20 protein-coding genes are annotated in these 19,426 nt (G+C 72.4%); 9 read left to right on the top strand and 11 right to left on the bottom strand.

Annotated elements, in window-relative coordinates; genetic code table 11:
* Positions 1–49 precede the first annotated feature (49 nt).
* From AC067A_RS29085 to AC067A_RS29070, 4 genes are all read left to right on the top strand, one after another.
* Positions 50–454, top strand: a complete 405-nt coding sequence (locus AC067A_RS29085; RefSeq protein ID WP_479245448.1) for a sensor histidine kinase — start codon at positions 50–52, stop codon at positions 452–454.
* A gap of 4 nt (positions 455–458) precedes the next feature.
* Positions 459–1,247, top strand: a complete 789-nt coding sequence (locus AC067A_RS29080; protein ID WP_479245447.1) for an alpha/beta fold hydrolase — start codon at positions 459–461, stop codon at positions 1,245–1,247.
* A gap of 443 nt (positions 1,248–1,690) precedes the next feature.
* A complete protein-coding gene (locus AC067A_RS29075; RefSeq protein WP_479245446.1) occupies positions 1,691–2,269 on the top strand; it encodes a TetR/AcrR family transcriptional regulator in 579 nt (192 codons plus the stop codon).
* Between the two features lie 192 nt (positions 2,270–2,461).
* Positions 2,462–2,956, top strand: a complete 495-nt coding sequence (locus AC067A_RS29070; protein WP_479245445.1) for an agmatine deiminase family protein — start codon at positions 2,462–2,464, stop codon at positions 2,954–2,956.
* A gap of 163 nt (positions 2,957–3,119) precedes the next feature.
* Here the strand turns inward: AC067A_RS29070 and AC067A_RS29065 are convergent, their stop codons facing one another.
* Positions 3,120–3,776: a hemopexin repeat-containing protein gene (locus AC067A_RS29065; RefSeq protein ID WP_479245444.1), complete on the bottom strand. Its 657-nt coding sequence runs from the start codon at positions 3,774–3,776 to the stop codon at positions 3,120–3,122.
* 272 nt (positions 3,777–4,048) lie between these two features.
* Between AC067A_RS29065 and AC067A_RS29060 the strand changes: the two genes are divergently transcribed.
* Complete coding sequence (locus AC067A_RS29060; RefSeq protein ID WP_479245443.1) at positions 4,049–6,844, top strand: hypothetical protein; 2,796 nt, start codon at positions 4,049–4,051, stop codon at positions 6,842–6,844.
* Complete coding sequence (locus AC067A_RS29055) at positions 6,841–10,995, top strand: hypothetical protein (protein WP_479245442.1); 4,155 nt, start codon at positions 6,841–6,843, stop codon at positions 10,993–10,995. The genes AC067A_RS29060 and AC067A_RS29055 overlap by 4 nt, the downstream gene beginning before the upstream one ends.
* 67 nt (positions 10,996–11,062) lie before the next feature.
* Here AC067A_RS29055 and AC067A_RS29050 read toward each other — a convergent pair whose 3' ends face one another.
* From AC067A_RS29050 to AC067A_RS29035, 4 genes are read right to left on the bottom strand one after another with little or no spacing between them, the layout of a single operon-like run.
* On the bottom strand, positions 11,063–11,920 hold the full coding sequence (locus tag AC067A_RS29050) for a S8 family serine peptidase (protein ID WP_479245441.1): 858 nt from the start codon (positions 11,918–11,920) through the stop codon (positions 11,063–11,065).
* Entirely contained in the window at positions 11,911–12,225 is a 315-nt protein-coding gene (locus tag AC067A_RS29045; protein ID WP_479245440.1) for a hypothetical protein, read from the bottom strand. The genes AC067A_RS29050 and AC067A_RS29045 overlap by 10 nt, the downstream gene beginning before the upstream one ends.
* 15 nt (positions 12,226–12,240) lie before the next feature.
* Entirely contained in the window at positions 12,241–13,080 is an 840-nt protein-coding gene (locus AC067A_RS29040; RefSeq protein WP_479245439.1) for a cyanobactin maturation protease PatG family protein, read from the bottom strand.
* A 52-nt stretch (positions 13,081–13,132) separates the two neighbouring features.
* Complete coding sequence (locus tag AC067A_RS29035; protein WP_479245438.1) at positions 13,133–13,342, bottom strand: hypothetical protein; 210 nt, start codon at positions 13,340–13,342, stop codon at positions 13,133–13,135.
* Between the two features lie 137 nt (positions 13,343–13,479).
* On the opposite strand from AC067A_RS29035, the gene AC067A_RS29030 reads away from it, so the two are divergent.
* Positions 13,480–13,734, top strand: a complete 255-nt coding sequence (locus tag AC067A_RS29030; RefSeq protein WP_479245437.1) for a hypothetical protein — start codon at positions 13,480–13,482, stop codon at positions 13,732–13,734.
* 75 nt (positions 13,735–13,809) lie between these two features.
* Here AC067A_RS29030 and AC067A_RS29025 read toward each other — a convergent pair whose 3' ends face one another.
* The 5 genes from AC067A_RS29025 to AC067A_RS29005 all read right to left on the bottom strand — a co-directional run bounded on the left by AC067A_RS29025 (position 13,810) and on the right by AC067A_RS29005 (position 17,010).
* Positions 13,810–14,520, bottom strand: a complete 711-nt coding sequence (locus AC067A_RS29025) for a hypothetical protein (RefSeq protein WP_479245436.1) — start codon at positions 14,518–14,520, stop codon at positions 13,810–13,812.
* 33 nt (positions 14,521–14,553) lie between these two features.
* Positions 14,554–15,114: a hypothetical protein gene (locus AC067A_RS29020; protein WP_479245435.1), complete on the bottom strand. Its 561-nt coding sequence runs from the start codon at positions 15,112–15,114 to the stop codon at positions 14,554–14,556.
* Between the two features lie 86 nt (positions 15,115–15,200).
* Positions 15,201–16,001 (bottom strand): bestrophin-like domain, encoded by an 801-nt coding sequence (locus AC067A_RS29015; RefSeq protein WP_479245434.1) that lies wholly within the window; start codon positions 15,999–16,001, stop codon positions 15,201–15,203.
* Between the two features lie 496 nt (positions 16,002–16,497).
* A complete protein-coding gene (locus tag AC067A_RS29010; protein WP_479245433.1) occupies positions 16,498–16,704 on the bottom strand; it encodes a hypothetical protein in 207 nt (68 codons plus the stop codon).
* A gap of 3 nt (positions 16,705–16,707) precedes the next feature.
* Entirely contained in the window at positions 16,708–17,010 is a 303-nt protein-coding gene (locus AC067A_RS29005; RefSeq protein ID WP_479245432.1) for a hypothetical protein, read from the bottom strand.
* A 309-nt stretch (positions 17,011–17,319) separates the two neighbouring features.
* Here AC067A_RS29005 and AC067A_RS29000 point away from each other — a divergent pair, with 309 nt between their 5' ends.
* Entirely contained in the window at positions 17,320–18,132 is an 813-nt protein-coding gene (locus AC067A_RS29000) for a YhjD/YihY/BrkB family envelope integrity protein (protein WP_479245431.1), read from the top strand.
* A gap of 85 nt (positions 18,133–18,217) precedes the next feature.
* On the opposite strand, the gene AC067A_RS28995 is transcribed toward AC067A_RS29000, so the two are convergent.
* Positions 18,218–18,754, bottom strand: coding sequence for a cysteine hydrolase family protein (locus tag AC067A_RS28995; RefSeq protein WP_479245430.1), 537 nt, complete (start codon positions 18,752–18,754; stop codon positions 18,218–18,220).
* A gap of 179 nt (positions 18,755–18,933) precedes the next feature.
* Here AC067A_RS28995 and AC067A_RS28990 point away from each other — a divergent pair, with 179 nt between their 5' ends.
* Positions 18,934–19,140: a hypothetical protein gene (locus AC067A_RS28990; RefSeq protein WP_479245429.1), complete on the top strand. Its 207-nt coding sequence runs from the start codon at positions 18,934–18,936 to the stop codon at positions 19,138–19,140.
* The last annotated feature ends 286 nt before the right edge of the window (positions 19,141–19,426 follow it).

The following is a 19,426-nucleotide window of genomic DNA, read 5'->3' as shown; positions in this document are numbered from 1 at the left end:
TCGGCGAGAGCGGCGGCTACCGCCTCCAGGCCGGCTGGGAGCGGGCGGCATGGGCGCGGTGCATCTGGCGCAACTGCGCGACGTCCTCGGGGTCCTGCGCGCGGAGGACCCGCTGTCCGGCCCACCGGAGCCGCTGACCGCGCGCACCGGCACGCACGCGGAGGTCGCCGCGCTGGTGGCCCAGTCCCACACCGCCGGCATCGCCGTACGGCTCGAATGGGCCGACGAGGGCCTCACGGGGGAGAGCCCCACCGCCCGGCACGCCGGCGACCGGGTGATCCGCGAGGCGCTGACCGACGTGCACAAGCACGCGGCGGCGGCGTCGTCGGAGGTCCAGGCCCTCGTCCGCGGGGAGCCGGGGCAGGTGCGCGTCGACGTCCGCAACGGCCTCCCGCCGGCCGTGGGCGGGCCCGCGGCCATCCGGCGCCGATCCGGCGTGCGGGCCCTAGCCTGAAGACATGGCAGTCGTGCGGGTCGGCGGCGTCGACGTCGCCTATACGAGGACGGGGCAGGGGCCGACCCTGGTCCTGGTCCACGGTGCCGGAGCCGACGGGCGGATGTGGCAGCCGCAAGTCGAGTCGCTGGCCGACGAGTTCACGGTGGTGGCCTGGGACGAGCCGGGGTCCGGGCGGTCCGGCGCGCTGCCCGCGGGCTACGGGCTCGCGGACTTCGCGCGCGCCCTCGCCGCGGTGATCGAGGACGTGGGGCCCGGGCCCGCCCAGGTCGCGGGCCTGTCCTGGGGCGGGACGGTGGTCCTGGAGCTCTACCGGTGGCGGCCGGACCTGGTGCGATCGCTGCTCATGGTGGACACGTACGCCGGGTGGAAGGGTTCGCTGCCGCCCGAGGAGGTCGCGGCGCGGGTCGAAGGGGCACGGCGGATGCTCGCCGCGCCCCGGGAGGACTTCGACCCGACCCTGCCGGGCCTGTACGCCGACGGCCCGCCGGAGCGCTTCGCCGCGGTCCTGGAGGCCATGAGCCGTGACGTGCGGCCCGAGACCATGGGCGCGCAGCTCTCCCTCATGGCCGAGGCCGACGAGACGGACCTGCTGCCCCGCGTCACGGTGCCGACCCTGCTCCTGTGGGGCGAGCTCGACGCCCGCTCGCCCCTGGACGTCGCCCACGCCTTCCAGGACGCCATCCCGCACGCCGAGCTCGTGGTACTCCCCGCCGTCGGCCACATGAGCAACCTGGAGTCACCCGAGGCCTTCACGGCGGCGGTACGCGCCTTCTGCCGCGCGCACGCGTAGGCCGCGGACGCGAACGACGCCCCGCCGACCGGGCGTCGCGAGCCCGGCCCGGTCGACGGTCCTCCGGTGCCCCCCTGCCCGGATCCGCGTCGGACGCCGGACGGGCAGGCGGGGCCCCCGCGGCGCCGACGTCGAGGAAGACGCCGGCCGCCACGGCGACGACGGTCTTCGACACCAGGGCGAGCCGGCTCATCGGGGCTTCCCCAGCGGGGTGGTGGGGGCCGTCAAGTCGTGGCCGGTGACGTTCTGGATCCGCAGGCCGGGCCGTGCGCGGACCTCGAGGATCAGGGGCTCGGTCGGCGTCGACGTCGATGTCCGTGTCCGGGTGGCGCAGACCGGTCGTGGCGGGCGACGAAAGCCGACCGTGCGGCCGGCGCCGGCCGCACGGTCGTGCTCCAGGGCCCTGATCACGTCGACGGAACGCGCCCGGTAAGGTTCCGGCCATGGCGTCTCGCAGCACTCAGATCCTCGAAGCCGCAGCCCGGGTGATCGCCCGGCGCGGGGTCCGCGGTCTGCGCGTGGAGGAGCTCGCCGCTGAGGCGGGCGTGTCCACCGCGCTCATCTACTACCACTTCAAGGACCGCGCCGGGATCCTGAGCAAGACGCTGGAGTTCATCAACGACCGCGCCGAGCGCTACACGACGGACCGCGACCCGGACGCCGAACCGCTCGGTCCGCGCGAGGAGCTGGACCGGACGCTCCTCCTGGAACTCCAGGACACGACCGAGGTCAGGGAGAACAGCACGGCCTGGGGCGAGTTGCGGGCCAGCGCGGTCTTCGACGACCTCCTCCGGGAGGACCTGGCGCGAGCCACGCTCGTCTGGGTCCAGGAGGTGGCGGCCCTCCTCGGCCAGGTGCGGCCCATGGCCGCGGCCGTCGCCCTCACGGCGTCCGCCGAGCGCCTCACCGCCCTCCTGGAGGGTCTCAGCATGCGCTGGCTCAGCGGCACGCTCCAGATCACCCACGCCCGGGCCCTGATGACCGAGGCCATCGACGCCGAGATCGCCCGGCTGGGCGACTGACGCCCCTTACGGGCCGCCGGGGCTTCCGGCGTTCTTCCCGCCGCTGCTCGCCGCCCCGGTGAGCAGCGGTTTTCTTCGGCCCATGAACTTGACTGATATTTCAGTCCGTGCCACGGTGACGCGTATCCTACCTCCGGCCTCCGGGAAATGAACGGGACACGCAGGTGCACGGACCTCTGAGCCAGGGGCGGCATGCCTCTGACTCCCACCGAGCGGGACCGGCTGCTGCTGTTCACGGCGGCCCAACTCGCCCGGATACGCCTGGAACGCGGGCTGTGGCCTCCCGCTGTCGCCCGCCATGCGGGCCCCGGCCTGAACAGGCGCCGGTTCCCGGCTGCGGCCGGCCTCACCGTCGCCGCGGGCGCCGCCATCACGACGGCCGTCCAGAGCCGAGCCGGGGCCGCGCCGTCCGCACGGAGCTTCCGGGGCCCGGTCGCGGAACTGCTGCCCCGCTTCGGCGCCCGGAAGATGATCTGGCTGCCCGGCGTCAAGGGACAGGACGTCACCGACGGCCACGTCGACGGAACCGCCCGATACATCAAGCCCGGTGTGGTGATGGTGCAGCCGGCCGGCGCCGTACGGCCCGACGTGTGGACCGCCAACGCCCAGGCCCTGTACGACGTCCTGGCCAACGCCACCGACGCCAAGGGCCGGCCCGTCGTCCAGCTCAACCTCGACAACCTCTAAGGCAACGGCGGTGGCGGAGCCCACTGCGTGACCATGCAGGAGCCCACCCGCCGACCCACCCACGACAGTCATCCCCCGAGTGACCGGCCCGGGTCTCACCTCCGAGACCCGGGCCGTTCCAGGGGAGGCGTACCGCCGGGCCGGCCCGGAAGCACTCCCGGCCTCAAGCCGGGTTGATCCACACCGCGTCGAAGTCCCTCGCGGTGAACGCCGATGTGAAACCCTTCCAGTACACGCCGGTCGTCAGGGGGTAGTCGGCGTCCACGGCGAGCGTGACGGGATCGGCGCGAACGTACTGGTCGCCCTTGAAGATGTACGCCTTCCCGTTGGGAAGACGGACGGCGTCGTCTATGTCGGAGCCGAATCCCGCGTCGGCGAGGCTCGGTACGAGGGTCGAGATCTTGTCCGGACCCTTGATGATCCCGGTCGGGACGGAAAGCCGCAGGCATTCGCTGTCGTGGAAGAACCAACACGTTCCGTCCCCCACGTCGAGGGCGCCGTCGATGTAGTCCTCGAATCCGGTACCCGTGAGGTCGGTCGTCCATCCGTTGGTGATGGGCCACGGGTAAGGGGGCTCGCCCGCCAGGTCGACGATGTTGTTCGCCGCGATGCTGTAGCGGACGTATGTGCCTCCCTTGTAGAAGTAGACGAATCCCGATCCGTCGTTCACGGCGGCATCGAGCCCGTCGGCGAAACCACGCGCGGCCATGCTGCCCCAGTTCGTCGCGATGGGCTTCACGTACTCGACGGTGCCGGGGTCCGGGTCCAGCTTGTAGCGTGCGTAATTGCCGCCCTTGACGAAATAGACCTTGGCTCCCATGGTGCGCCTCCTCGGAAGGCGTCAACTCCTTTGCACTGCCTGCGATCCATGCTCCTCGCCGAAGACGTGGCAGGCAAACGTGACTACCGTCCGTATCCGGAATCCGATGGTTGACGGGACACCTATCGATCGGTCATCTGCCCGCTGGCAGCCCTTTGCTGACGATGAAATACTGAAAAGAGGGGGAGGCATCGCCCGGCGGGGTTCCACAGATCGCAGATCAGAGATCACGGGAGCTGGTGCCGATGTGCGCCGCGGCCTCGGGGACACCCATGGACGGAAGCACCGTCACCCTCCTCCGCCGTGAGGACATGGTCGTCCTGGACTTCACCTTCTCCAACATCTCCCGCTCGGGTGCGGCGGGCGCCGTCGTCCTCGGCCCCACCACGCCCGGCACCGCGGGAACGATCACCGCCCACTTCCCGCCGCAGTCCGTCCTGGAGCAGGCCACGCTCCTGGCGGCGGCGACGGAAAGCACCAAACGGGTGCGGTACTCCGGCGAGAGCACCGTCGCCCTGCGCGTCCTCCCGGGCACGACCGTGCCGTTCACCGCGGAGGGGCTGCTGTCCTGGGCCGCGCTCCAGGCCGCTCAGGCGGGCACCGTCCTGGAATGCGTGTGGGGTCTCTTCCTCGGGCCCGCCACCGCCGACCTGGCGTGGCGGCACGTGACCGCCCCCGTCACGGGCAGCTCCGGCGCCACCGGCATCTGGCACACCCGGATCGCCCCCGCGGCCACGCGGCCGTACGAGGGCGGTCCGGTGGACCTCGCCGGGGTCGCGCCTCCCCGCCTCGCGCAACCCTTCGTCAGCTCACTCTCCGGCGCCCACCGGGACCAGATACACAAAGCCACCAAGGTCCGCCCCGTGACCGCCAACGGGCTCCTCCTCTCCGCGCTCGGCGCCCACGTCGACCTCGCCGGGGACTGGGACGGGCCGGGCATCACGATGTACCGCCACCGCTCGACGGGCGGCCGCGACATCTTCGTCAACGTCGTCGAACGCGGCTTCCTGCTGCCGTTCGGGTTCCCCGTCCAGGTCACCACCCGCACCGAACGACGGCTCGACCTCGGCCTCGTCCAGGCCGTCCGGCTGACCGTACTGAAGCCCGAGATCACCTACGAAGGCGTCGCCGCCCTCCCCGACGGCGGCCGGGCGTTCCCCTTCGTACGGGTCCGGATCGACCAGCCGACCGACACCGAGACCGCCAAAGGAGCCGACGTGTCATCCCTCGGCTACTGGGTGAACCGCGCCGACGCCCCCGCCTCGGAGCTGTCGTTCGCCCTCAGCGCCGACGACCGGCTGGGCCACCGCGTCCACTTCACCGCCCCCCTGCTCTTCATCCGGGGCGATTTCGCCTACGGCGACCTGAGCGCCGCCGTCGCCGCGTGCGAGAACAAGGCCAACACCCTGACCCTGAACGCCACGGGCCGCCTCGAACTCGCCCCCGTCGGCGGCACGACGGAGGAGAAGTCGACGCTCGACATCGCCGAACTACGGGTCGGGGCCCAGCGGTCGCAGGCCACCCCCGCCCAGCTCAAGGCGGCCGGCCGGCCGGCCGTACACCCCCGGCTGCTGTCCGTCGGCGCCCGGATCCCGGCCCTCGACGCCCTGTCGCCCCCGCCTGCCGCCGCCGGCGTCAGCGCTGCCGCGCCGCCCGCCGTCACCGGCACCGTCCACCAGCTCAAGCTGTACGACGCGTACGTGTCCGGCGGCCTCGCCGCCTCCCACCAGGTGTACGCGGCCCTGCCCAAGCGCGCCGACTTCGCACCGCCGCCCGCCACCTCCGGAGCCGTCGCCGCCATGGCACTGCAGGTGAGCGGGCTCTCCGCCGCCTCCGGCCTCGTCGGCGGCAAACTGGACACCGCCGCCGCCGGACGGTTCGACCCGAGCGCGTACTTCAAACCGCCCGCGACCGCCGGCGATCTGCCCACCCGACTGCTCGGAGTGATCGACCTGACGAAGCTGGTCGAACCCGGAACCGCCGGCAGAGGCGACGGCACCGGCGCCCCGAAGATCATCACCGTCGTCGACCACGCCGGGGGCGGGCCGCCGACCGGCGTCCGGACCGAGATGATCTGGCGCCCCACGATCAAGGTGACGACCCTCGGGCCGCTGACGACGACGCGGTCCGACAGCCTCGACATCACCTCCGTCAGCCTCGCCCGTTACGACGGCTCTCCCGCCACGTCCGAAGTCCGCGGCGAGCTGCGGGACTTCAAGCTGACCTTCGCGAAGATCCTCTCCGTCGGGTTCCGGCGGATCGCCTTCACCGGAAAACCGGGCACCACCCCCGACCTCGACGTCAAGATCGGCGACGTGGGATTCGACGGCGACCTCCGCTTCCTGAACAAGCTCCGCGAATACCTGCCGTCACCCGCCAACGGGCCCCGCGTCACGGTGGACCCCGAGGGAGTCGAGGTCGGCCACGGACTCGCCGTACCGACCGTCGGCGCCGGGGTGTTCCTGCTCCAGAACCTGGCCCTGTCCATCACCGTACGGCTCCCCTTCGACGGAGCGGCCGTCCGCACCACGTTCAGCGTCTCCTCCCGAGACCACCCCTTCCTCGTCACCGTCTCCCTCCTCGGCGGCGGCGGATACTTCTCCCTCACCGTCGAATCCGGCCGGGTCACCGTCCTGGAGGCCCAGCTGGAGTTCGGCGCAGCCGCCGCCCTCGACCTGGGCGTCGCCAGCGGCTCCGTCGCCATCACCGCCGGGGTGTACCTCAAGCTCAAGGACGGCGCGAGCCTGCTGGAGGGGTTCCTGCGGGCCGTCGGCGCCCTCGACGTCCTCGGCGTCATCAGCGTCTCCGTCGAGTTCTACCTCTCCCTGAAGACGGTCGAAGTCCCCAAGAACCCCGCGACACCGAACGGCCCGACACGCACGGACATCGTCGGCACCGCAAGCGTCACCGTCCGCGTACGCGTCGCCTTCTTCTCCCAGTCCGTCAACATGTCGCTGGAGCGCCGGTTCGGCGGCGGCGGAGACCCCGTGTACAGCGATGCCTTCCCCACCCAGAACGCGTGGAGCGAGAGGTGCGCCGCCTTCGCCGCCCTGGAGGACGCGTCATGATCAAGCAGACCCTGGTGTGGACCCTCCTGCCCGACCCGGCCGCTCCCCAGAACGCGCCCGGGACGACCCGGCTGTCCCTCGTCCTCAGCATCCGGCTCTCGAACGACGAGGGCGATCCGCCCGGCAGCGCCGTCCTCCCGCTCTCGCGCTACACCCAGATCGCCGCCTTCACCGCCCTCGCCTTCCAACCGCTGACGGTGATCGTCAAGAAGGCCGACAACACCTCCATCAGCCCTGTCGCCACCCTCGTCGACACCCCCCCGAACGCCGCGCTCTGGCACACGCTCTTCCCAGGGTCGCTCCTCGTCGAGCCCTTCGTGTTCGCCCGGCACAAGATCACGGAGCCCCTCCGGTCCTATCCCGCAGCGAAAGTGGGAGCAGCCCTCTCCGACGTGTTCACCCGCTGCCTCGCCGGTTCCGTCGACGCCGCCGTCCGGAACGGCGACGGGGAGCCGGACGGCTCCGCGGACGGGCCCCGGGGCCGCCCCGAATGGGAGACGGTCGAGCGGCTCGTCCGGCGCGTCGCGGCCCCCGACCACCCGGACCCCGACATCGCCGCACTCCGCCGCGAACCGCTGCGTACCGGAACCGTCGAGGACGACGACGCGGACGACCCCGAAGGGTGGACACGGCTCGCGGAGTTCCACCGCCCCATGGCGCCCACCGGTCGCGAACGCCCCCGCATGGGCGCCGGCACGCCGAGTCCGCTCGAATTCCACGCCCTGCTCGCGGCCCTCGCCGACCACCCGACACTGATGGTCCCCCTCGGACTCGTCCGCCGCTACACCATCGTCCTCCCCACGGACCTGAACGTCCCCGTCACCATCCAGGCCGTGCCGCACCAGCTCCAGTTCATCCAGAACTACCGGCCGCGGACCCGGTGCTTCGCCCGCGACGGGAAACTCACCCTCGCCCGCCCCAACGGCACCTCGGCCTCCCCCTTCCTGCCGCTGAACGACACCAGCGTCTACACGCCGATCGACGTCGACCTCGACGCGGGCGGGCTCGCCCTCCAGAACTACGCCCAGGCCCTGGGATCCCTGCCCCGAGACGAACACCCGCCCGAGATCAAGCCGCCGGCGCTGCGCTCCGCGGGCATCTTCGTCGCCGAGGCGAACCGCCAGGTCACCTTCCAGAACATCCTCGCCACCGTCGCCTCCATGGACGAGGACCTCGCGAACGGAGGCGAGGGCGACGCGAAGACCCTGGACGCGTCGACCGTCCAGCAGGGCATCCGGGTGGACGTCCACGACGCGGGCTCGAAGCGCTGGTTCCCCCTGTGCGGCCGCGAGGGGAAGTACACCGTCGACGGCTTCGGCACCGTTCCCATCGCGGACGAGGGCGCCGTCACCGACGCCGTCACCCTGGGCGCCGACCTGAGCGGCAACGACACGGGATGCCTCACCCAGGCCATCTTCCGCTGGAACAACTGGAGTCTGGTCACCGAACCCCACGGCAGGACCATCGGCGTCGACGGCCAGTTGACCGATCCCGGCCCCCAGACCGACCCCGCCCTGCCCTTCGTCGCCGACGTCGACAGCCCTGCCGGCACCCTGCCGGCCCTCCGCTTCGGCCGCACCTACCGCTTCCGCGCCCGTCTGGTCGACCTCGCGGGCCGCAGCACCCCCTTCACCGTCGCCCCCGTGTCGGGCGAACCGGCCACCGTTCCCCTGAGGTTCTCCCGCTACGACCCGGTGCCCGCGCCCGTCCTGGTGCTCCGCCGCCCCGTCACCGCGGGCGAGACCCCGGTCGACCTCGTCGTCCGGACCGACAACGGCAATCCGGCGGCCGTCGTCACCGGCCCCACCTGCGAGCGGCATCTGCTCCCGCCGAAGGCCTCGGTGGAACTGGCGGAACGGCACGGGGTGCTCGACCTCGCGGCCGGACACCGTCCCGACCCGGCCGTCCACGCCCTGCTGACGAAGTACGACGGCGGGAAGATCACCGGCACCCCGGACCCGGGCGCGGGCGGAAGCCCGTACCGGGACACCGACACGATCGAACGGCCCTGGCTGCCCGACCCCTTGTGCCGGGGCCCGGCCCTGCACGGCGTACCCGGCACGCCCGAACTGGTCACCACCTGGCCCTCCGGCGGCGCCGACTGGCACCAGCGGCTGCCGATGCGGCTCGTCGTCGAGGCCGGACCGATCGGGAGCACCCAGACCACCGCCGTCGTCGACACCGTCGCCCGGACGATCCGCGTGAAGCTGCACCCGGCCGCGTCCTTCCCCGCCACACTGAGCTCGGTCCTGGCACCGGGCGACGAGGACCTGCTGGGCCAGTGGCGGTGGTACACCGAGCGGGCGAGGGCCGCCGAAGCCCCCGAACCCGACGCGGGCCCCGCACCGGACGACGGCCCGGCCCCCGGAGCCGACACCGGCGACGGGGCGATCGGAAGAGCCCCTGCCGAAGGCCTCGAATCCGATGTCCACGAACTGTTCGCCGACGCGGCGAGCACCGCCCCCGACCGGTTCGGCCCCGCCGGGAGCAGCGAGCGGGACGAAACGATCTCCGTCCTGTCGCCCACCGACTACCAGGCCGCCCTCAGCGCCGTCCTCGCGGGACGGATCGGACAGCTCACCCCGGCGACCGGGCTGACCCTGGTCCACGCCGTACGCTGCCCCGTCACCCCGCCGACCTTCGCCGGACCGCGCGTCTTCCGGCAGCCCGCGCAGACCGTGTACGCCTTCGACGAGGCGGTGATGGCCGTCCACGGCGCCTCCACCCTCGCCGTGCACACCGTGGCGTCGTGGACCGAGTACTCCGACCTGACCGGCGACGGTCCGGTGACGTCGCAGGCGTCGGCCGTGCTCCGCCCCGAGACCGACTCCCTCGGCGCTCCGGGCGGACCCGCGCTGACGAAGATGCCGTTCCGGAGCCGCCACGACCCCGGTGACACCCGCCACCGGGTCGTCACGTACACACCGATCGGCGCGTCGCGCTTCGTGCCGTACTTCACCCAGCGCCGTACGGTCGCCCTCAGCGGCGTCAACCGCGAGAAGATCGCCCAGGCCTTCGTCCCGGGCACGGTCGTCGTACGGGCCGCCGTCGCCCAGGAGCTCAACGCGGACGGGACCCCGAGAGGGACCGGCACCACGTACCGCGTCGGCACGGACGTGACCGTGTACGACGGCACGGGCGAGGTCGCCAGGATCGACGGCGGCGCGATCGCCAACGGCGCGAAGGTGGAGGTCTCGTACGTCGTGCCCCCCGTCACCCGCGCCGGTCCACCGGTCACGCTCCACGTGCCCTCGACCGTACGGCCCCCGGCGCCCGTGGTGCACTCGGTGGTGCCCGCCTTCACCTGGCAGCGGACCACCACGGGCAACGCCACGACCAGCATCCGCAAGGAGGGCACGGTCCGCGTCCACCTCAAGCGGCCCTGGTACCTCACCGGGGAGGGCGAACTCCTCGGGGTACGGGTCGTCGACGCCACGACCTCCATCGACTCGTCGGGCGCACGGGAATGGGCCACCGCCTGGGGCCGTGACCCGATCAGGGACAGCGCGGGCGCCCCCGCCATGGCGTACCCCACTCCGGCCCACCTGGACGAACGCGCGGTCGACGTACGCCTCGACCAGGGCCACGCCCTCGGCTTCCCCGTCGAGTACGACCGACAGCGCCGTCTGTGGTACGCGGACGTGCGGTTCAAGGCGGAGACCCTCTACCAGCCCTTCGTCCACCTGATGGTGGTCCGGCTCCAGCCCGACTCGCTGACGGCACCCGGGGACCTGCGGGCGTCCCCCGTCGTCGACGCCGGCTGGGTCCAGCTCCCCGCCTACCGGCGAGCGAGGATCGAGGTCGGCGGAACGGCGGTGAACTCGCCGGTCAAGGTGTCGGTCGTGGCACCGGAACCACCGCCCGGTCTGGACGGCCTGACGTCCGAGTTCACGGTGAGCGTGCAGTTCCGCAGCCCGCTGCTGCCCGACGACGCCGGCTGGATGGAACTCGACACCGCACCGCCCGTGCCGATGGACCGTCAGGCGGGGTCCGGGTCGATCGGGGTGTGGACCCGGACGGTCGCGCTCCCGGCGGCCGTCGGAACCCGGCCGATGCGGGTGGTCGTACGCGAGTACGACGTCCTCCCGGACAGCCCGGAACAGGGCAGGACGACGCGCCGGATCTCGTACCTCGACACGATCCCGATCTGACCCGCGACATCCGCTTCGACCGGCGCCCGATCTGACCCGCGACACGCGCTTCGACCGGCGTCTGCCTTCACCTTCGCGCGGCATCCGCTCCCCGCAGGACGTCGTACGCGTACGCCGCGTCGAGCAGCGGGGGGACCACCGACGTACGGCGCGCCGGGGGCCGGGGCCTGGTGACGGCGTCCCGTACCGCTTCGGCGGAGGCACCGGGGAAGAGCGACCACAGCAGTGCCACGGCCCCGGTGACGACGGGCGCGGCGGCGCTGGTCCCGGAGAGCGCGCGGGGGAGCGCCGGCGCAGTCAGACCGCGGCGGCCGATGGCCCGGCCCAGTGTCGACGTCGCCGGCAGGCGCCCCCCGCCGTCGCACGCGACCACCGGGATCACCCAGGGGTGGCGGACCAGCGGGGAGCCGCCGATCCCGCCGTCGTTGCCCGCCGCGGCGACCACGAGAACCCCACGGCGACAGGCCAGTTCGACGGCGTCGAGCAACACGCGGACGCCGGGGTCGCCGTCTTCGGTGCCCGCGTACGGAAGGCGTTCGAGCGCCAGACTCACATTGACCACCCGGGCTCCGGCGCCGACGACGTCCACCAGCGCGCCCGCCAGGTCGGCGGGCGTGGCGGGCGGGACGTCGACCCCCGGGACGGGACGTACGACGAAGGAACAGCCGGGGCAGATGCCGGGCCCGGTCGCGGTGGGCCGGGCGCCGAGCGAGGAGACGACGAGGGTCCCGTGACCCGCGATCGCGCCCGGCTCCCCGGCGGGGACCCGGGCGCCGACGAACCGCAGGGCCTGGAGTGCCAGATCCGGATGGCCGGGATCGACGGCTCCGTCGACCACACCGACCACCACATCAGGGCGTCCGGCGGTGCGCGCCGTGAGGGCGGACAGACGGGCCGGATCCGCCTGGGGGCCGTTCAGGGGCACGTGGGCTTGATTCTCCTCGGCTGTGATTCCGTGGCGTGCCCGTCGCAGTCCACGCAGGTCTCGACCTCCATGGTCGTCCCGTACTCGTCGCAGTAGGTCCTCGTGGTGCACGTCGGAGTGCAGAGGCAGGTGTTCATGCAGCGGTTCTGGCACCTCTGCTTGCACTGCGGGTTCGAGGAGTGCTTGCACGCGTTCGTGCACTCGTGTGCGCACTCGAACTTGCAGGCGGCGTAGTCGACCTGGGCGGGGAAGACCCCGTAGGCGCCGCGCACACTCGATTCGGCGGTGAATCCGGGAATCGTCACCGCGCTCACCTCACCTCACAGGCTCGGCGTGAGCCGGGTCAGCAGATAGGGATTCATGTACTGGGTGGAGACCTGTACGGAGTACTTCTCCGTGAGGTCGGTGGTGCGGCTGGTGTAGGTCACGGTGAAGGTCATGACGCCCTGGTCACCGCCGACCGCCGCCGGCCGGACGGTGATCGCCGTCAACGCGTAGTCGTCGGCGAACGCCTCGAAGGTCTTCGTGTACACGGCCGCGTACCGGCAGGCCACGAAGTTCGCGGCGCGGTCCGGGGGCGTGCCCCCCGCGTTCTCGGTGATCTGGAGGATCTTGGTCAGTACGGCGTCGGCGGCGGCCCGGAAGCGTTTGGTCGACATGCCCTCGGGCTTCTGGATCGCCCTGAACAGCGACCGGCGGTCGAAGGAGTACAGCTGGTGGAACTCGACGACCGGCAGGGCCGGACCGCTGCAGGAGTCGGCCGCCGCGTGACCGCGCACGCCGACCACCACATCGAGGTCGAGTGGGGTGGGAGCCGGCCGGAGGGCCTCGATCAGCTTGTCGTAGTCACCCGAGTAACTCGGCACGACGTCATAGGTCTCCACGCCCTGGATCGTGAGGACGTACTGCATCTGCCGCGCCAGGTAGCGGTTCTCGGGCCGGCCGATCACCTCACGCAGAACCTCGTCCGTCGTCAGCCCGTTCGTGTCCGTCGCCGCCACGACCTGGGTGAACTCCTGCTCGACCCCGGGGTCGCGGAACCGGGCACGGATCTGCCCGATGGCGAAGACGAAGGGATGGCCGTGTTCGTGAAGCCCTTGGGTCGCGGACGGCGCGGCCGTCGTGGCCGTCGCCTCGGACATGACGGTGTCATCGCTCATGAGTGGCTCCCTGAGTGGCTCCCCGTGTCCCGTCGTCGGTCGACCGCGTGCGTCAGCGGTGCCGCTTGGAGAAGGTGACCCATTCGTTCATCCGCCGGGCCCGGCGGGCACATCCGCCGCACGGGCGTACGCCCGCGGCGCTCGTGGCCCGGCCCACCAGGTCGCCGAGGCCGATCCCGTCCTCCCGGACGAATCCGGGGAGACGGATGTCGTGGCGCGCCCGCCCGTCGCGCTTGCGGTGTTCGTCGCGCTCCCGGCCCATGTCCGGTGCTCCTGACGTAGGTCCCCCTGGTTCTCCCATTGTCCGCCGGGCCCCTACGCCCCGCATCCGGACGGCACCCCGGGTGTCACGGCGCACGGAGCGGGTAGACGCGGCGACGCGACGAGAGGAGGCGCGCCATGTCACGGATGGAGCGGGGGCCCGACGACGCGACCGGGCCGGAGCGTTCGGCCGAGGACCGTGAGCGGGCCCTGGTGGACTCGATCGGCGTCGAGGAACTCGACGACATGCTGGACCAGGGGTACGCGTCCCCCGGCCGCCCGCCGGCCGTCGAGACCGAGGAGGAGGGCGGGCGCCCGACCGGGAAGGCGGAGCGACGCGGGACGGAGAAGGAAGAGAGCGGTGGCCGGACGTCCACGGAACCTCCCGACTGAGCCGCGCGATCGGCCATGGAGCCGGTCACCCGGTCACTTGGTGATCGGGTGACCGGGTGACCGGGTGACGGACGGTCACCTGGTGAGAAGACGGTTGAAGAAGGACCGGTACTTGCGCAACGCGGTGCGCAGGCTCTCCGTGTCGACGTCCTCGCCCTTGTTCCACTGGCCTTCCAGGTCCTGCCGGTGGTCCGCGAAGGTGGCGGCCAGAGTGCGCATGACGTCGGCGACGAGGGCGTCGGCCGAGTGCACCGCCTCACGGGGGTCGTCGACGAAGAGGCTCTGGATCTCGTGCCAGCGGCCGCGGAAGTCCTGCTCGTCCTCGGGGGACAGCAGCCGTGGCGAGCCGTCGGCGTCCGCCGCGTCCGCCCGCTCGTCACCCGCGTCGTCGCTCCCGGTCCGGTGGCTCCAGTCCGCGTCGCTCCCGGTCCGGTCGGTCTCGGTCACCTCGCTCCCGGTCCTGTCGGTCTCGGCCGCGTCGCTCCGGGCCCGGTCGGTCTCGGCCGCGTCGTCCCGGGCCCGGTCGGTCCCCGCCCAGTCGTCCCGGGGCGTCCCTTCCGCCTCCGCCGTGTCGTCCTCGGGCCGGTCCGCGGCGGTTTCCCGCTGCCGGGTGTCTTCGTCGCTCCTGTCCGCGGTGCCGGGCAGTTCGGTGCTCTCGCCCGGGTACGTGGGAGGTGGTGGCTCGGAGGCCGTGTCGGGGTCTTCGGGTCGGGGGTCGCGGCGCCCGGCGATGTCGGCCGTCGAGAGGTCGTCGCTGCCGGTCGGGTCCGATGTGTGGTCGTGCATGTCGTGTCCTCCGTATGCGCCGAGGGCCGAGCGTCAGGCGCGTGAGGGGCCTGACTGGTCGCCGTCGGAGAGGAGCTCGTCGAAGAGGGCGCGGTAGTGGACCATCGCTCCCCGCAACTGCTCGGTGGTGGCCCGCTGTGAGGAGCTGAGCGAGTTGATCTCGTGGGCGGCGCGGTAGTGTTCGAGCGTGCGGCCGTGCTCGACGGAGAGGTCGCGCATCTGCTGCTCGTAGCCGTCCGTGGGGTAGCCGCGTTCCCGCATGAGCGCCGTGACGAGCTGGTCCGCGTCGTGGACGGCGTCCTGGGGCCGGTCGACGAACTCCTCCTGTACGCCGCTCCACTTCTGGGCGTACCGGTCCCGTGTCCCGCTGGACAGGGGGCGGATGTCGAGGGACGCGTGACGCTTCTCGCGCGCGTCGAGGTCGTGCTCGGCGGCCCGCTTGTTGCCGACGTCGTCGACCGTACGGTCGTACTCGGGGCCGAAGCGGTCGCGCAGCCGGCGCCGGCGCCGCATGTTCAGGGTGACCGCCAGGGCGATGAGGGCGATCACCACCGCCGCGGAGATGATGATGGCCAGAAGTGTTCCTGTGGACATTGAGCCGGACCCCCTTGTCCCTCTCACGTGCCTGTCCCCGGCGACTGCCCCTGCCCATGCGCCTGAAACGGCCCTCTGGCCCGGGATCAGGCGACGCGACGGTTGCCCTGGTCGTCGCAGGGAATGGCGGAGGCCGGCTGATGGGCGACGAAGTCACGGGTGGCCTGGCGTTCGGCCTCGGCGATGGCGTTGGGCGAGACGTCGATGATGCCGCCGAAGGGGCGGTCGACGTCCCGGATGATGCACAGGGCGGTGGTGAGCAGTGCGGTGATGACGACGAGGGTGAGGATCTGGCCGCGGTTGTTCCTGCGGGGGAGGCAGATGCCGAGGGCGATGACGGTGATCGTCAGGGTGGCGAGCAGGAACCAGAAGATGGCGCTGGGGATGCTGGCCGTGGCCTGGGTCAGCCGCTCCTCGCGTTCGTCCGACCGCTTGTTGTCGGCCGCGATCAGCATGCCGAAGGCCGGCTTGCCCTCCAGCTCGCGGAAGACCCGCCGGAAGTCGGTGGACCAGACGCTGGGGGCGGGAGAGCCCTTGCCGTCCGCCATGGCCGGCCACTCCTGCAGGCGTACGGCACGGGCGTAGCAGACGGCGTCGGCCTGGATGGCGGCCCTTTGTGCCGCGGGGGCGTACTCGGCGGTCTCGACGAGCTGGTCGAGGGCGCGGGCCTCGCCCCGGGAGGCGACCTCGGCCTTGCCGTACGAACCGTTGGCGGTGACGAGGACGAAGGCGAGCAGCAGCACCGTCAGGGTCAGCAGGGGGCCGACCAGGTCCTTCACCGCCATGCCCGAGTCGTCGTCGTCGGTGATCAGCCGGGGCCGTAGGAACCGGTTCGCGGCCAGGCCGGCGAGGAGGGCGATGACGGCGACGACGATGACGAGAAGCACGGGTGCACCTTCACTGGGTGGGGTCGGGGTCGCCCCGTACGGCCGGGGCACCGTGATCCTTTCTGTCCCGGCCCGCCACGGGAACCGACGGAACGTTTGCTCGCCCCCGAACGAGGGACGGCAGTCCGCCGTCGGGCCGATCCGACGAGCACCGGCGGGTGCGGCGGCCCGTGCACGCCGTGGCCGGGGTGGCGTCAGACGCCCTTGCGGAGGGCGCGGGTGATCTCCAGGCCCGCGGCGGCGGTGCGGCGCTCCTCGCAGGGGATGCCGAGGGCGGTGGCGAGGTCGCGGCCGTGGAGGTCGACGGCGGACTCGACGAGTTCGGCGAACTCGCGGGCGGCCAGGCGTCCTTGACGCCAGGCGGGGGCCCAGACGACGGCGACGACGAGGGCGGCCGGCCGCCATCACAGGGCCGGCAGGACGTACAGGGCGCCCCAGTCCGCGCGGCGGGTCGCGGCGGGGACGGCGGCGGAGGCCACCAGGACGAGCACGGCGATCAGGACCACGGAGCCGGGGGAGTGAGCCGTCGGGCCCGCGGCGAGGTGGTCGACGCGCCCGACGAGGAGGGTGTGGTCGGTGGCGTTCCGGTGGCCGAGGACGAGCCCGCCGCGGCGACCGCGAGGGAGAGCAGACCGGGAAAGACGAGCGACGAGAGCCAGGTGTCGGCGAGTTCGCCGCCGAGCGTCGTCACGAACGCGCTCATGACTCACAGCCCCACCAGGCGGAGCGGCGTGGCGAACAGATCGCAGCTGCCGTCGCCTTCGAGCATCACCCGGTCGCACCGGCGGGCGGCCGGGCACACGAGGGCCTCTTCCAGGGGGGTGCCCGTCGCCGAGGTGGGGGAGCCCGCCCCGCCGGTCCCGGACCCGGCGGCCCCCGCCGCGCCGGCGGGCCCGTTGCCGACGCCGGGCACCCCGCAGCCCAGCACACCATGGGGGCGCCGCCGGCCGAGGCCGGCGACACCGCGGAGGCCTAGCGGTACTACCGGCTCGCCGTCGCCGCCGGACACGTCGACTCGTACGTCAGCCTCGGTGTCCTGCTCCGGCAGCGGGGCGACCTCGCCGGGGCCGAGGCGGGCTGAGCCCCGGCCGGAAAGGCCGGCCCGGCTCGCGGCGCCCGGGCAGGACGTCCCCCGGCCACCCCGGCCGGCCCCGGTCGCGGCCCGGCTCCGCCGATCCCCCGTACGGCCTCGTGGACTCGCCGAGCGGGGCGGGCCCGCTTCCAATGGGCTGGACCGGTCGGGGCAGGGTCGGGAGGCGGGATGTCGTGGGCGAGCCGGGTGCGAAGCATCCGGGCGGGGGCGGAGAGCCGCTTTCCCGTGCTCTCGGAACTGACGACCAGGCTGGTCAGCGGCAACCTGCTGGACGCGGCCACCCGGCTGGCCGCCCAGGGGTTCCTGGCCGCGGTACCCCTGCTGTTCGTCATGGCGGCGTTCGCCCCGCACGGGGTGCGGCAGCAGCTGATCGAGTCCCTGCGCACCATGTTCGGGCTGACCGGCGCGTCCGACCACGAACTCCGGCAGGTCCTCGACCCGTCCACCACCGACGCGCTGCAGGAGACCACCGGCGCCGTCGGCGCCCTCGTGGTCCTCGTGTCGGCCACGAGTTTCAGCCGCGCGATGGCGCGGGTGTGCGAGCGGGCCTGGGGGCTCCCCAAGGCAGGCACCCGGATCGCGGCCTGGCGGTGGGCGGTGTGGCTCCTCGCGCTGCTCGTCGTGGTCTTCCTCCAGGCACCCCTCCGCGACGGCTTCGGCGCCGGCCTCTGGCTGGGCCTCCCCGTGTACTTCCTGGTCAGCACGGGGGTATGGCTCTGGACCCAGCATCTCCTGCTCGTCAAACGGGTGGCCTGGCTGCCCCTCCTCCCCGGCGCCGTCCTCGCCGGTGTCGCCACGAGCGTCCTCGGGCTCACGGCACCCTTCTACATGCCCGGCGCCCTCAACCGGGCCCTCGGCGAGTACGGCTCGATGGGCCTCGTCTTCACCCTGCTGTCCTGGCTCATCATGGTGTGCGCCGCACTCACCTTCGCCATCACCATCGGAGCCGTACTCGCTCGTGAACCCCCGCTGAGCCACCACCTCGGGACGCGGCGCGCGGCACCCGATCCGGAGGCCTCGGAGGAGGAGCGGTCCTGACACTCCGGTCCGCGTCCTCGACGGGTCACCAGGGCGGGCCGGCCGCGTCCATGGGTCACCAGGGCGGGCCGGCCGCGTCCGCGGGTCACCAGGGCAGGTCGGCCGCGTCCACCACGCGGCCTCCCATGTTCCGCTCCACCATCCGCAGGGCGGCGTCCGCGAGGTCCTCGTGGATGTGTGCCACCGCGTCGCGCGGGATCGTGACCCCGAAGTGACGGATGTGGGCGTCCAGCGCGGAGTACAGCACGCACTGCTCGGTGGCCTGGCCGGTCAGGACGAGCGTGTCGACGTCGAGGGTGTGGAGGAGGTAGGCCAGCGGCGTCTCGTAGAAGACGGAGTGACGCGCCTTGACGACGAACAGCGACTCGTCGTCGGGCCGGAGCGGTTCGACGAGTTCGGGGTGGTGACCCGCCAGGGCCATCTCCAGGATCTGGCCGTGGTGGGAGCGCCACCGCCCGAAGTTGTCGTTCGCGTAGATCACGGGGATCCCCGCCGCCCTGGCGCGCCCCAGGAGGTCGACGATCCGGGGGACGGCCCGCTCGACCGACGGCACGAGCCGCTCGGCGTCCCGGTGCCGATATGTGTTGATCATGTCGATGACGACGAGCGCGTACTTCGCCAAGACCGTCTCCCAGTGCTTCGAGTGCTTCGAGTGCCCCGAGTGCTCCAGGTGCCCCGATAGGCCGCGATGGAATCGCACCTTATGTCCGATACTGGTCACGCTACCGGCCGTACCGCATGTGCGGGGACCGGTGGGGCACTCGCTCCTCCGAACAGCAGCCGACGAGCTGGAGGCAGCCCGTGAACAGGCCCAGGGACGAACGGAAGCAGCAGATGCCGGACGACAGGGGGCGGCGGGAGGAATCGCGCACCGCACGCTCCGGGGACGAGCGGCCGGGAGACGGCGATGACATGATGCGTCAGACCACCCCCTCCCAGGCGGAGGGCGAACGGATGACGGACGAGGAGGAGGAAGAGCGGGAGACGAAGGGGCGCCACGGCACGTGACCGCCCCGGGTGCGCGCCCCGCGCGACCCTCCCGAATGCCTCGTACCCGCCGATACCTCGTACCCGCCGATACCTCGTACCCGCCGAATGCCTCGTACCCGCCGGATTCCTCCGGCGGGTACGAGATGGTGTGCGAGGGGGGAAGAAATGAGGAGCAAGGGAACAAGGGCGCGGACGGTCCGATCGCCCGATGCCCGGCAGGGGCCGGTCCGGTCGTCCGGCTTCCCGGTCGTGGACGCTCGGGCCGGCCCGACACCCGCCCGCCGGCGGAGGTCCCGCGCCTCGA

Source organism: Streptomyces sp. NPDC043176 (genome assembly GCF_056436715.1).
Note: the sequence above shows the minus strand (reverse complement) of the source record. Positions and strands in the feature narration are given on the sequence as shown.

Bases quoted from the DNA above. Each gene is read 5' to 3' on its own strand.
- AC067A_RS29085 (WP_479245448.1), top strand. From the start codon at position 50: ATGGGCGCGGTGCATCTGGCGCAACTGCGCGACGTCCTCGGGGTCCTG.
- AC067A_RS29080 (WP_479245447.1), top strand. From the start codon at position 459: ATGGCAGTCGTGCGGGTCGGCGGCGTCGACGTCGCCTATACGAGGACG.
- AC067A_RS29075 (WP_479245446.1), top strand. From the start codon at position 1,691: ATGGCGTCTCGCAGCACTCAGATCCTCGAAGCCGCAGCCCGGGTGATC.
- AC067A_RS29070 (WP_479245445.1), top strand. From the start codon at position 2,462: ATGCCTCTGACTCCCACCGAGCGGGACCGGCTGCTGCTGTTCACGGCG.
- AC067A_RS29065 (WP_479245444.1), bottom strand. From the start codon at position 3,776: ATGGGAGCCAAGGTCTATTTCGTCAAGGGCGGCAATTACGCACGCTAC.
- AC067A_RS29060 (WP_479245443.1), top strand. From the start codon at position 4,049: ATGGACGGAAGCACCGTCACCCTCCTCCGCCGTGAGGACATGGTCGTC.
- AC067A_RS29055 (WP_479245442.1), top strand. From the start codon at position 6,841: ATGATCAAGCAGACCCTGGTGTGGACCCTCCTGCCCGACCCGGCCGCT.
- AC067A_RS29040 (WP_479245439.1), bottom strand. From the start codon at position 13,080: ATGAGCGATGACACCGTCATGTCCGAGGCGACGGCCACGACGGCCGCG.
- AC067A_RS29035 (WP_479245438.1), bottom strand. From the start codon at position 13,342: ATGGGCCGGGAGCGCGACGAACACCGCAAGCGCGACGGGCGGGCGCGC.
- AC067A_RS29030 (WP_479245437.1), top strand. From the start codon at position 13,480: ATGTCACGGATGGAGCGGGGGCCCGACGACGCGACCGGGCCGGAGCGT.
- AC067A_RS29025 (WP_479245436.1), bottom strand. From the start codon at position 14,520: ATGCACGACCACACATCGGACCCGACCGGCAGCGACGACCTCTCGACG.
- AC067A_RS29020 (WP_479245435.1), bottom strand. From the start codon at position 15,114: ATGTCCACAGGAACACTTCTGGCCATCATCATCTCCGCGGCGGTGGTG.
- AC067A_RS29010 (WP_479245433.1), bottom strand. From the start codon at position 16,704: ATGAGCGCGTTCGTGACGACGCTCGGCGGCGAACTCGCCGACACCTGG.